Genomic DNA, 14,027 nt, shown 5'->3' on the forward strand with positions numbered 1-14,027 from the left:
TTTTTTCGCCCTCAATTATTTTTCCTCACATTAAAAATAACCCTAAATTTGTTGCTCAATCTTCATTTATGGAAGTAAAAGATATCAAAGAAACCAATCTGGTTCAAAACCCCGTAATTGCTCAAATGATGTTAAACAATCATGAGCAAATTGTTTTTTGTAATGATAATGCAACAGGCCTTAAAGCCATTATTGCCATTCACAATACTGTATTAGGTCCGTCATTAGGCGGTACCCGTATGTGGAATTACAATAACGAAATGGAGGCGTTGAATGATGTACTTCGTTTATCGCGTGGGATGACGTATAAGTCTTCAGTAGCGGGATTAAATTTAGGCGGTGGAAAAGCTGTTATTATTGGTGATGCAAAAAAAGTAAAAAACGAAGCTTTATTGCGTCGCTTCGGTAAGTTTGTGGATAGCCTTGGCGGTAAATACATAACCGCAGAGGATGTTGCCATGAGCAGCCGCGATATGGAAATTATTCACATGGAAACAGAATTTGTAAGCGGTTTACCTGAGAATATGGGAGGTAGTGGAGATCCTTCACCTGTAACAGCCTATGGTGTTTATGTGAGTATGAAGGCTAGTGCGAAAGAAACTTGGGGAAGTGATAGTTTATCAGGAAAAAAAGTATTAGTGCAAGGTATCGGACATGTTGGAGAAAGTTTAGTGAGTCATTTAACTAAAGAAGGCGCAAAAGTTTATATTAACGATATCAGCGAAGAGCGCGTGAAGGATGCTGTAAAAAAATACAAAGCGGAAGCTGTTAGCGCCGATACAATGTTTGATTTGGATATTGATATTTATGCTCCTTGTGCTTTAGGTGCTACTGTGAATGATGATACTTTAAATCGTTTAAAATGTAAGGTGATTTGCGGTGCTGCAAATAACCAATTGGCTGATGAGAAAAAACACGGCGAGGCTGTTGGCAAAAAGGGAATTTTGTATGCGCCTGACTATGTTGTAAACGCCGGTGGAATCATCAATGTGTATTATGAATTGGAAGGATATAACCGTGAGAGAGCAATGGCACATGCCGAAAAAATTTATGAAAATACATGGAATGTTATTCAGACTGCAAAGGCTGAAGGAATTCCAACTTACATGGCTGCAAATGTTTTAGCTGAGAAGAGAATAGAAGCTATTGCACGAATTAATGCCGTACTCTAATTGAAATAACCGAACTTAATTTATTTAAACCGTTCTTTATGCTAAACCGTCGTTTCCTCCGTATTAAAGTAATGCAAATGCTGTATTCTTATTATCAGCATGAAAATGCCGATATGGCTGCATTTGAAAAGGAATTATTTAAAAGTTTAGATAAAGTATATAGTTTGTACCTCACTATTCTGGCTTTATTTACCGACTTGCATCACACTGCTTATTTAGTGATCGATGAGAATAAGAATAAACGCTTGCCTTCAAAGGAAGACTTAAATCCTAATCTCAAGTTTGTAAATAATACTTTGCTTGTAGCTCTTTCAGAAAGCGCAACGCTTAAAAAAGAATTAGAAAGACAAAAAATTTCATGGCAAACAGATTTTGATTTGGTAAGAAAGCTATTTACTGAAATTCGTAATTCGGAAGATTATAAGTCTTACATGGCGGGCGGCGAGAATACCGTTAAAGAAGATCGCGATTTTTTAGTGAATCTAATTTTAAATCATTTGGGTGAGCATGATTTATTGAATCATTTGTTTGAAGATAAAAATATTCATTGGGCCGACGATACCTTTTTAGCCTTTAATTCTGTAATAAGAACATTTGAAACTTTTGAAGGTAAGTTTGTATTGATGCCTTTACTGAAAGACGGAGAAGACGATACGAAATTTGTTTCATCGCTTTTCCGTAAAACAATTCAGTATAACAGCTCTTACGAAGAGTTAATTAAAAATCACACCAAGAATTGGGAAATGGATCGTATCGCCAGCATGGATATGTTGCTGATGAAAATGGCAATTGCTGAAATCTTGCATATTCCAAGTGTTCCTGTAAAAGTTTCTCTGAACGAATACATCGATATCTCCAAAGAATACAGCACACCTAACAGCAAAACGTTTGTGAATGGTGTACTTGATAAAATTATTGCCGAATTAAAACGCGACAATAAAATTGAGAAGGCAGGTAGAGGTTTACAAGAATAATTTTACTTAAAGTGTTGATACATTGTTAACACTAAAATTCCGCTTAAAATTTATTTTTTCTAATATTATCCTTGACTAAACAGCAAGTGTTTTGCTTTAGTTATTTATAATTATGAAGAAATTTTTAATCATTCTGTTTTTTGCTTTTGTATGTAATTTGGTTAATGCTCAAAAAGACAAGCAACCGATTACAGATGCAATGTTCGAAGACTTACCAAAGGTTTTACTCACAGAAATAAACCGTTTCCGTAAAGAAAAAGGATTAGATACGCTTGAATACAGTCAGATGTTATCAGAAGCGGCTGCTTCCAGTGTCGAATCATTTGAGGGAGGCGGACAACCAAAAGTAGATCCAAAGAAAACAAAGAAAAATTTAAAAAGTGTTGGCGCAACGAACAAAGGCGAAGAATTATTAATGAATGCCCCTGTAAGTAAGGGCCGTGATAATTATTCTACAGCCGACGTGGCTAAGGTAATTTACACACGATGGGAAAATAATAAGAAGGATTTACCGGTGGTGCTAAATCCGAAATATGTTTATGCGGGAATCAGTTACCTTATTAGTGATGATGGTAAAAAGGTTTATGCCAGTGCCATATTAGGCGGCTATGATATTGTGAACACCGGGGTAGAGCATAAGAAAGAGTTGAAGGTGCCTTATAATACGAAATCAAAAAAGATGAAGGCGCCCGATCAAAAGGCATGTAAGAATTGCGATAAATGGAAAAATTACGATTTGCTTCAACGTGGTGTTTATGAGAATAACGGAAAAATTTACGTGAAATATCATAGCATTAAGGAATTAAAGCGCCTGCTCAAAAAACCTAAAGATGGAATTGCGATTGATGTCGTACAGCGCGCTCAATATGAAAAGCCTGAATACAATATTGTGGATAACAATCTTTACAACAAAGGTGTAATGACTAAAGTTGTATACAAGGATAAGTTCTTCAAGAAAAATTTAGTGAAGCCCGATCCAACTAATAAGAAGAAAAAGCGTGTGACCAGTATCGAAGTGGAACTTGGTAAGTTTAACAAGAATATTAAAGGTCCGTTTGAGTTTAATTTAATTATTGTTCAGGATGGAAAAATTTGCCGAACGGTAACGCGTGCTTATTTAGAAGACGGAGATCCGGAGAGTAACACACCAATCGGAATTTTACCTGCGCCTGATACGAAAGGATTGAAACCGCCTTTTGTGCCTCGCTCCGAAAGTTCTATTATCAATTTCACAATTCCGTTCGCAAAAAATAAATATGAATTTAAACCGGAAGACATCCAGCCATTAATCAACGCTTTAAACGAGCCTGATTTTATTATTGAAGGTTTATACATTTATGCCTATTCTTCAATCGAGGGCGACTCCGTTTCCAACGCGAAGTTGCAACGTAAGAGAGCAGAGAGTGTGTCTAATGTATTGCAGCAACGTCAGAGTTTAAAAATCACACCGGTGATTGAAACACGCGACAGTTGGAATTTATTCATGCTGGAAAATGAAGATGGCAAGTATGCCGATTTAGTGGCGATGGGTAAGAAAAAGTGCATCGACAAAATTAATGGCGATAAAAAATTAATGGACGAATTGGAGCCGATTTTAGCGCGTGAACGTTTCGCTCAAATTATCATGGATGTTACTTATGATGTGAGTGGTAATAAAGAACAAAAATATAGTACGGTTACTTTTAACCGCTCATTAAAAAGCAATGATCAAAACAAAGCTTACAAAATTATGGAGTATATCCATAAACAAGTTAATGATAAAAAATATTCAGCGGGAGCTTTGGATAGTTTAGAGATTCCGAATGAAGCTAAGTATGTGAACATGATGAATAATAAGGTTCATTATCTTTTCCTGTTGAATGGAAGGAATGTGGAGGATGAAGATTACGACGAGATTAATCGTTTGTTGGCAATGGCTCCGGATAATGAAATTTTAAAATACAATAAAATGTATTGTTCTATTAAGTTGGATAGCGCTATTGTTAAGCCGGAAGATCAAGCCAAAATGCAGCAAAATATTGATGAGTTGTATAAAACTAAAATTGATAAAAAATACATTGACGGTTTAAACATCGAATGGCAATTTAAATTAATGGATGTGTTGGATACGTCGGAATCTCCGGTTGCAGAGGCCGCAATTGCAGCTTGTATCGAACGGATTAAAGCTTTTTATGATATTAAATCTGCCAGCTGGCAAAACGCACTTAAGTTAGGTTATGTTTTTGCCAGAGCTAAAGATTATAAATACGCATCTAATGTTTTAGAGCCTTACGTGAACGAACGTGCCGATGAAAATTTAATTTTTGCTTACATCAGCATCGCTTCGCATTTACCTGAGAAATTTTACTCTCGCAGTTTTGCCAACGCTTTGAGTTATGCAAAGAGTCGCAATCCGGATCGTTATTGTAAATTATTCGGAGAACCTTACATGAGTTTTCAGGTATTAGATAACCCGGTGATTAAAAAAGAATATATGGAATCGGGTTGTAAACCTAATCAGTAATTTCTTTGTACTCCAATAAATTGACAGGTTCCAGATTCATCAACTTTCTTCGGTCGTTTAAATCGGATAGTTTTTTTACAGGGTAATAAATGGGTTTATAATCCTTCCCTGTTTTAAATTGGGTACCGTATAGTTGATAACCGTATTTAGCTACCAAATATTTATCTTCAAAAAAAGCAAAGTCACGTAAAGTAATTTCTCCTTTTAAAGCCGCGCTCCTAAAAAGTTCAATGTGTTTTTCTTTAATGTGAGCAGGCGCAAAACTGATGATATAAAAAATAACACCGTTGTTTTCGCCCACCAATTTTTTTTCAGGATAACCAAAGCGTGTGGTGATTCCATCAATGCGAGCATAAATAAGCGAATCATTTTCTTTTTGGAGTCTTAAAACACTTTTGTATTCCTCTGATTTAACACCGTATTTGTTATAAGTCGTTTGTAAAGTATCTCTATATTTATGAAAATCACGATCCAGTTTAATAAGTTCGGCGGCTAACGAATCATAAACTTCGGTTCCGGATTTTAATTTGATATCCTCTCGCATTAACGTTCCGTTTTCAAAGTAACTTATCTTTTGTAATTGTCCGGCTTCATTATAAAAATACCAGGGACCATAATAATAAAAATGAAGTTTTATGCTGTCATTGACGATACGCGCGCGTCCTTTAACGGCTTGTTTGCCATTGGGGTGAAAATAATTAATTCTGATTTTGTCTTTTTTGTAATATTCAATCCGTTCTTTTTCACCTTTCATGGTATTGTATACCCATTTGCCTTTTTGTACTCCTTTTTTAAACCGGCCCTTCGTTAGAATTATTTTTTTATCCGCATCGGCATAAGTAACCCAATAACCATGTTGCTGACCATTTTTGAAACGGTTATGTTTCAATAAACTACAGGAGTTAAAAATAAGTAAGCTAAAAAGCAGAAATCCCGCGAATAAGTGTCTGAATTGAATCATATTAATTTGGTATTGTTGCGGGAAGGCACTGCAATTTAAGCATAATGCACTTTAAATAAAAGGAGGTATTTTTTAACCATTTATTTACAGAAAGGTGGGGCTTTTTCATATTTCCCTATCTTTGCGCATCTTAAAAATCAAACTATGTCATATATCCATTCAATTACAGCCCGTCAAATATTAGATTCGAGGGGAAATCCAACAGTTGAAGTTGATGTTATTACCGAAAATGGAGTTGTGGGTCGTGCAGCGGTTCCATCAGGAGCCTCTACAGGAACACATGAAGCCGTTGAATTACGTGATAACGATAAAACTCAGTACATGGGCAAAAGCGTTAATCGCGCCGTGAATAATGTAAACACGGTTATCAATGAAAGCTTAAAAGGTGCTTATGTATTGGATCAATCGGATATAGATGCTCGTTTAATTGAATTAGACGGTAGTGAGAACAAAGCGAATTTAGGAGCCAATGCCATTTTAGGTGTTTCATTGGCAGCGGCAAAAGCGGCGGCTCAGGAAACCGGTATGCCTTTGTATCGTTATGTAGGAGGTGTTAATGCCAACTTATTACCGATACCGATGATGAACATATTAAATGGTGGTGCGCATGCTGATAATGGTATCGATTTTCAGGAATTTATGATTATGCCGGTTGGCGCTGAGTCATTTAGTGAGGGATTACGTATGGGAACCGAAATCTTCCATCATTTAAAAGCGGTACTTAAGTCACAAAAATTGGCAACCAATGTGGGTGATGAAGGTGGATTTGCTCCTGATTTTAAGAGTAATGAAGATGCGATTAAGGCGGTAATGCAAGCTATTGAAAAAGCAGGATATAAGCCCGGAGAAGATATTTATATTGCGATGGATGCGGCTTCTTCAGAATTTTACGATGCGAAAGAAAAAGTTTATCATTTTAAAAAATCAACCGGCGATAAATTAACCAGTGAGCAAATGGTGAGTTATTGGGCTGAATGGTGCAAAAAATACCCTATCATTTCAATTGAGGATGGATTTGCTGAAGATGATTGGGCCGGCTGGTCAAAAATGACTCAAGCAATGGGTGATAAAATCCAATTGGTGGGTGATGATTTGTTTGTAACTAACTCTCAACGTCTTGCAAAAGGTATCAACGAGGGTGTGGCTAATTCAATCCTTGTGAAAGTGAACCAAATCGGTACTTTAACCGAAACTATTCAGGCAGTCACCATGGCTCATATGCATTCTTATACCTCAGTTATGAGTCACAGAAGCGGTGAAACAGAAGATACTACTATTGCTGATTTGGCGGTGGCATTGGGTTGCGGACAAATTAAAACGGGTTCTGCTTCACGCAGTGATAGGATCGCAAAATACAATCAATTATTAAGAATTGAAGAACAATTAGGCGATTCGGCACGTTATTTAGGAAGTGCCTTTAGATTTGCAAAATAATTCATTTAAAACCCCTTCAAATCGAAGGGGTTTTTTGTTTATGGAAGCTTAAAAATCACTTCACTCAAAAAAAGGATTATTTAAGATAAATTTATTTGTTTATTCTTTCTCAGTAGCTAAATTTACGTAGTTAAAACTTCAAAAAATGGACAGATTAAAGGAAAAATTCCGTGAGAAAGCTACAGTGCTTTCAGCAGACATAAAAGATATTATTAAAAATCACGGAGACCTTAAAATAGGAGAGATTACCGTTGCGCAAGTTTACCAAGGTATGCGCGGTATGTTAGGCATGGTTACCGAAACTTCTAAATTGGATCCGGAAGAAGGTATCCGTTTCAGAGGATATTCTATTCCTGAATTACGTAAACAATTACCAAAAGCTCCGGGTGGAACTGAACCATTACCGGAAGGAATATTTTATTTAATGTTAGTTGGCGAATTACCAACTCAGGAAGATGTTAGCTTCATCACTAACGAATGGATGAAACGTAGTCACGTTCCTAAACATGTTTTTGATGTTATCGAAAAATTACCTGTGGATACGCATCCAATGACACAATTTGTAGTGGGTATTATGGCTATGCAAACCGAAAGTGTATTTGCAAAAGCGTATGCAAAAGGTATTAATAAAAAAGATTATTGGGATTACGTGTATGAAGATTCAATGAATCTGATTGCGCGTTTACCTCGCATTGCAGCTTATATTTATCGTCGTAAATATAAAGGCGGCGTACATATTGAACCGGATCCGAAATTAGATTGGGCAGCAAACTTTGCTCATATGTTAGGATACGAAGCATTTGATATGAAACGTTTGATGCGTTTGTATTTAACTATTCACGTTGACCATGAAGGAGGAAACGTTTCTGCGCACACTACTCACTTGGTTGGTTCGGCTTTAAGCGATCCTTATTTAGCTTTCGCAGCCGGTATGAATGGATTAGCAGGTCCGTTACACGGTTTAGCAAATCAGGAAGTATTAGCGTGGATCATGGAATTAAAAGAAACTTTAGGTGGTGGTTTACCAACTAAAGAACAAATTGCGGAATACATCAAGAAAACATTAACAGAAGGAAAAGTTGTACCAGGTTATGGTCATGCAGTTTTACGTAAAACCGATCCTCGTTTTTCAGCGCAACAAGATTTCTATCGTACATATATAAAACATGATGATATTTGTGAAATCGTACAAATGATTTACGAAGTGGCTCCTCCGATTTTAGAAGCAACAGGTAAAATCAAAAATCCATGGCCAAACGTAGATGCGCATTCAGGTGCGTTGTTAGTTCACTATGGTATGTACGAATATGATTTCTACACTGTGTTATTTGGTGTGAGTCGCGCTTTAGGTGTGTTAGCGAGTTTGATTTGGGATCGCGCAACCGGTTCTCCAATTGAGCGTCCGGGTTCTACAACTACCGAAGCAATTAAAGCAAAAATAAAAGCAGCTCAAGAAGCAAAAAAAGCATAATACAAACCCCGGCTTAGGTCGGGGTTTTTTGATTGAAGGAATACTTATAAATGAAAATTATTTTGAACGATACCATAACGGCCCTCGCCACTCCGCATGGAAGTGGTGCTATCGCTGTTATTCGTTTAAGCGGGAAAAAATCGTTTGAAATCATTGATAAGGTTTTTTTCGATAAAGAATTTAAATCAAAAAAGGTTGCAGAGCAAAAAGGATATACCATTCATTTTGGAATTATTGCCGAAAGCGATATTGTAATTGATGAGGTATTGGTAAGTGTGTTTAGAAATCCGCATTCTTATACAGGGGAAGATAGTGTTGAAATTTCTTGTCACGGCTCCGTGTACATTCAGCAGCAGATTTTGCAATTGTTGTTAAAGCATGGTGCAAGAATGGCCAATCCGGGTGAGTTTACTTTGCGTGCTTTTCTGAATGGGAAATTTGATTTGTCGCAAGCGGAAGCGGTTGCCGATTTGATAGCGAGTAATTCAGGATTATCCCATCAGGTAGCCATGCAACAAATGCGTGGAGGTTTTTCAAATAAGATAAAAATACTGCGCGATCATTTGGTAAACTTTGCCTCGCTGGTAGAGTTAGAATTAGATTTTAGCGAGGAGGATGTTGAATTTGCTGATAGAGCAGATTTAAAAAAATTAGTTCACAGTATTATCGGAATTATTGAGAAGTTGGTGATGAGTTTTGAAGTGGGGAATGTAATTAAGAATGGAATTCCGGTAGCCATTGTTGGAAAACCCAATGCAGGTAAGTCGACTTTATTAAATGTTTTATTAGAAGACGACAGAGCAATTGTAAGCGATATTCCGGGAACCACACGCGATACCATCGAAGATGAAATGATTATTGATGGCGTTTTGTTTAGATTCATTGACACTGCAGGCATCAGAACCACGACCGATGTGATTGAGCAAATAGGAGTAAATAAAGCTTTTGATGCCATAAAAAAATCTGCCATTGTTATTTATTTATTTGATGCGCATGAAATCAGCAGCGGCGATTTAAAATTAGAAATCGATTTAATTAAAGAGCATATCGGTAATTCTCAATTGGTAATTGTTGCCAATAAAATCGATGTTGAGAATCTCGGGGATTTGAAAAAAGAGTTTGCATCATATGATGTTATTTATATTTCTGCCAAAGAGCATAAAAATATCAATGAATTAAAACAAAAACTGGTAGGGCTTTTTGATGCCAGAACAGTGAATACTACTGAAACCATTGTAACCAACGCCCGCCATGTAGATTCATTAAAACGGGCAAACTCGGCCCTAAAAAAAGTAATAGCCGGTTTAGATTCCGGAATTGCGGGCGATTTACTGGCTGTTGAGATAAGGTATGCTTTGGATGAGTTAGGCAGTATAACCGGTGAGGTAACGAATGAAGACCTCCTGGATTCGATATTTACACGTTTCTGTATAGGGAAATAAGCATCAGTTTTAATCGCTTAAATTCTCTATAATTCGACGAATTAATTTATTACCCTCTTGACTTTCGAAGCTCGTTTTTGTATCATTACTATAAATTTAAACCCCTTTAGTAATGAAAAAATCAATACTAACATTAATTAGTGCTTTAGCTATTACATCTTTAATCGCTCAACAAGATTGGCGCGAAATGATGCAAGATCCTAATGCCAATTTCTATGATATCAAAAAAGCAGCGGATGCTTATTGGAGTACACACGATAAAGACGAAAAAGGTAGCGGTTATAAACCATACAAACGTTGGGAAGCTTTTATGGAGCCTCGTGTTTATCCTTCTGGAAACATGTATTTAGCGAGTCAAACTTGGGCTAATTACGAAACATTTTTAAATCAAAATGCGTCTACTGCAAAGCAAGGCAACAACATGATTGCTTCTTCAACCTGGACACCAATGGGGCCATTTGGAGCCATGACAGGTTCAGCTTGCGGATTACCTCGTAAGGCAGGTCGTGATAATTTTATCACATTCCATCCAACTACTCCAACTACTTATTGGGTGGGAGCTCCCGCCGGAGGTTTATGGAAAACCACCAATGATGGTGCTTCATGGACGACTAATACTGATAATTTGTCTGTTATAGGTTGTTCTGATTTAGCAATTGATCCAACAAATACTAATATCATGTACCTAGCCACCGGAGATGGTAATGCAGGCGATACCTACTGTATTGGTGTATTGAAATCAACCGATGGTGGTAATACATGGAATACAACAGGATTAACCTGGACAGTCAATCAACAAAGAGCGATGCGTCGATTGATTATTAACCCACTGAATCCACAGGTTTTAATCGCCGCATCAAGTGCAGGTATTTGGCGTACGGCCAACGGTGGCACAACGTGGACTCAAGTAAGTACAATTAATGCCTACGATGTTGAATTTAAGCCCGGCGATCCTAATACAGTTTATGCAGGCGGTGGCGCTACAGGTACAACACATAGTTTTTACTTGTCAACTAACGGAGGAACTTCCTTCGGAATTATTTCTAACGGTATTCCTACAACAGGATGTACTCGCATCAATATTGCGGTAACTCCTGCGAATCCAAATTACGTTTACGTTCTGCGTGTAAATACTTCTTATGGTTTTGCAAGTATGCATCAGTCAACAGCAAGCGGTACTGTATTTACTCAGATGTCAACCACGCCGGATATTTTAGCTAATTCATGCGCAGGAACAAGTGGAAACGGACAGGGTTGGTACGATTTAGCATGCGCAGCATCTCCATTAAATGCTAATGAAGTTGTTGTTGGTGGTGTGAATCACTGGCGCAGTACAAACGGTGGTTCTACATGGACCAACATTGGATGCTGGAATAGTACGGCTGCTAATCCACCTTACATCCATGCGGATGTTCATGAATTAGAATATACTCCCGCAGGTGTTTTATATTCAACGAATGATGGAGGTGTTTATCGTTATACAGGGACAGCGTGGACAGATAAATCAAACCCTAGAAATATTGCGCAGCAATACAGAATTGGATTATCTGCTTTAACTGCTAACTATTTTATTACCGGACATCAGGATAACGGAACTAACTTGTTTAATGGTACAACCTATGCGGCAAGATATTGTGGTGATGGTATGGATTGTTTTATTGATAGAACAAATAACAACAATTTATTTGGTGCGACTCCGCAAGGTGGCTTCATACGGTCAACAGATGGTGGCAATACTTGGGGAAGTGCACAAACCGGCATGAGTGGTGGTGCGGGATGGGTTGCACCATGGCATCAGGATCCGGTTACAGCTTCTACATTATATGCAGGAAGAAGCCAAATGTTTAGATCAACGAATTCAGGTGCTAACTGGACACAATTAACTGCAACCGGTGGTTCAGGAACCATTATTGAATTTGCAATCGCCCCATCAAACAATCAAGTAATTTATGTTATTCACGGAACAACATTATTTAAAACTACGAATGGCGGTACTAGCTGGACCAACATAAACACCGGTTTGCCTGGTAACAAAACGTATATAGCAATTGATCCAACAGATGCGAATAACGCATGGGTTACTGTGAGTGGTTATACAGCAGGTAGCAAAGTATTTATGACTACAAACGGAGGAACCAGCTGGACTAACGTTTCAAGTAATTTACCAAATTTACCTGCTAATTGTATTGTTTACGAACCGGGCACTAGCGATAGAATTTATGTAGGTATGGATGTTGGCGTTTATTATAAAGATAATTCAACAACCAACTGGACTTTATATAATACAGGTTTACCAAACACACCAATCAGTGATTTAGAAATGTCTCCTGCTAATCCGGGTAAATTATTCGCTGCAACTTATGGTCGTGGTGCATGGAAGGTGGATGTTGTAACTGCAGCTCCTCCAACCTCTAGTTTCTCTGTAGCTGCTGCATCATTGTGTACAGGAACTAACTTACAATTCAACGATAACTCAACTAATGCGCCAACTAGTTGGAGTTGGAGTGTAACTCCGTCTGTCGGCGTAACCATTAACACTTCAACATCTCAAAACCCAACTATTAACTTTACAACAGGAGGTTCATATGTAGTTTCATTACAATCAACTAATATTATTGGTCCGGGTACAGTTTCTTCTCAAACTATTACTGTTGTAGCAACACCAACTATTACAGTTGCGAATAACTCTCAAACGATTTGCGTGGGGTCACCTGTTACTTATACTGCTTCCGGTGCTACAACGTATGCGTGGAGTGGAGGAGGATCTGCAGCGGTGAACACATATACGCCTGCATCTTCAACCGTTTATACTGTTACAGGAACAACAAGCGGATGTTCTTCTCAGCGTACAGCAAGTGTTACAGTTAACAACTTACCTACTGTAAGTATTACCGGCGGAAGTTCAATTTGTCCGGGTGGTTCTGCTGCTTTAACAGCTGCAGGAGCTAATACTTATACCTGGAGTACATCAGCTACTACAACTTCAATTAGCGTGAGTCCGACAGTTACTACAACGTATACCGTAATAGGAACTGCAGCAACTGGCTGTACAAATACAGCGGTGAGAACAATAACTGTAAATCCACTGCCAACTATTAACGTTTCTACAAGTTCATCTGTAGTTTGCTTAGGTCAAACTGCTAATCTTAATGCATCCGGTGCTTCAACGTATACTTGGATGCCGGGCTCATTAGTAGGTGCCGCTGTTGTGGCTAGTCCTACGACAAATACAACTTATACTGTAACCGGAACCAGTACTGCAGGATGTACTAATACTGCTGTTCGTTCTGTAACAGTTAATCCTCTTCCAACAGTTAATACGAGTGTAACTAACAGTGTAATTTGTGCGGGACAATCAACTACATTAACGGCATCCGGTGCTTCCACTTATACATGGAATCCTGGTGGTGTTACAGGAAGTCCCATTGTTGTAAATCCAACTTCCACTACTGTTTATACAGTAACAGGAAGAAATGCAAACGGATGTAGTAATACTGCAATTCGCTCTGTGACTGTTAATCCTCTTCCAACAATTAATGCAGGCTCAAGTTCTTCATTAATTTGTACCGGACAAACAGCTACCTTAAACGCTACAGGTGCAGTTACCTATACATGGAATCCTGGTGGAGCAACCGGTGCAAGCACTGCTGTTTCGCCTACAGTAAATACTACATATAGTGTTTCCGGTACCGGATCTAACGGTTGTAACAATACGGCCATGTATACGCTTTCTGTTTCAGCATGTACAGGTATAGAACAAATTGTAAATGCAGGTGGATATACTATTTTCCCTAATCCTACAACAGGAAAACTTAGCATCCAATTTAATGTTAATAGCCAAACAGTCATTAATGCTGAGGTTGTTGATGCATTAGGAAAAGTTGTGCTGAAGCAAACGCTTAATTTCAATGCAGGAGAAAACACTCAGAGCATTAACATGGCTTCTTTAGCTAATGGTTTATACTTCATAAACCTTAAGAATGCTGAAAATAAATCGCAAACAATCAGAATTGTAAAAGAGTAATTATAAGCTTAGATTCAATAAAAAATCCCGGTATATCCGGGATTTT

8 protein-coding genes are annotated in these 14,027 nt (G+C 37.9%); 7 read left to right on the plus strand and 1 reads right to left on the minus strand.

All coding sequences use genetic code 11. The annotated features are described in order from the left end of the window. The first annotated feature begins 68 nt into the window (after positions 1-68). The 3 genes from J0L69_06280 (at position 69) to J0L69_06290 (ending at position 4,649) form a co-directional block, all read left to right on the plus strand. Positions 69-1,172: a Glu/Leu/Phe/Val dehydrogenase gene (locus J0L69_06280; protein MBN8692783.1), complete on the plus strand. Its 1,104-nt coding sequence runs from the start codon at positions 69-71 to the stop codon at positions 1,170-1,172. A gap of 38 nt (positions 1,173-1,210) precedes the next feature. Further along, a complete protein-coding gene (nusB, locus tag J0L69_06285) occupies positions 1,211-2,146 on the plus strand; it encodes a transcription antitermination factor NusB (protein ID MBN8692784.1) in 936 nt (311 codons plus the stop codon). A gap of 112 nt (positions 2,147-2,258) precedes the next feature. Beyond that, on the plus strand, positions 2,259-4,649 hold the full coding sequence (locus J0L69_06290) for a hypothetical protein (protein MBN8692785.1): 2,391 nt from the start codon (positions 2,259-2,261) through the stop codon (positions 4,647-4,649). On the opposite strand, the gene J0L69_06295 is transcribed toward J0L69_06290, so the two are convergent. Then, positions 4,639-5,610 carry a hypothetical protein gene (locus J0L69_06295; GenBank protein MBN8692786.1) on the minus strand — a complete coding sequence of 324 codons (972 nt, stop codon included), beginning with the start codon at positions 5,608-5,610 and terminating at the stop codon, positions 4,639-4,641. The two genes, J0L69_06290 and J0L69_06295, sit on opposite strands and share 11 nt — an antisense overlap. Positions 5,611-5,754: 144 nt before the next feature. Here J0L69_06295 and eno point away from each other — a divergent pair, with 144 nt between their 5' ends. The 4 genes from eno to J0L69_06315 all read left to right on the plus strand — a co-directional run bounded on the left by eno (position 5,755) and on the right by J0L69_06315 (position 13,981). Then, positions 5,755-7,044, plus strand: coding sequence for a phosphopyruvate hydratase (eno, locus tag J0L69_06300; GenBank protein ID MBN8692787.1), 1,290 nt, complete (start codon positions 5,755-5,757; stop codon positions 7,042-7,044). Positions 7,045-7,189: 145 nt separating this feature from the next. Next, a complete protein-coding gene (locus tag J0L69_06305; GenBank protein ID MBN8692788.1) occupies positions 7,190-8,515 on the plus strand; it encodes a citrate (Si)-synthase, eukaryotic in 1,326 nt (441 codons plus the stop codon). A gap of 56 nt (positions 8,516-8,571) precedes the next feature. Further along, entirely contained in the window at positions 8,572-9,957 is a 1,386-nt protein-coding gene (mnmE, locus tag J0L69_06310; protein MBN8692789.1) for a tRNA uridine-5-carboxymethylaminomethyl(34) synthesis GTPase MnmE, read from the plus strand. A 112-nt stretch (positions 9,958-10,069) separates the two neighbouring features. Further along, a complete protein-coding gene (locus J0L69_06315) occupies positions 10,070-13,981 on the plus strand; it encodes a T9SS type A sorting domain-containing protein (protein ID MBN8692790.1) in 3,912 nt (1,303 codons plus the stop codon). The last annotated feature ends 46 nt before the right edge of the window (positions 13,982-14,027 follow it).

The sequence above is a fragment of the Bacteroidota bacterium genome, assembly GCA_017303905.1.
In the GTDB taxonomy this organism is placed as follows: domain Bacteria; phylum Bacteroidota; class Bacteroidia; order B-17B0; family Aurantibacillaceae; genus JAHEYG01.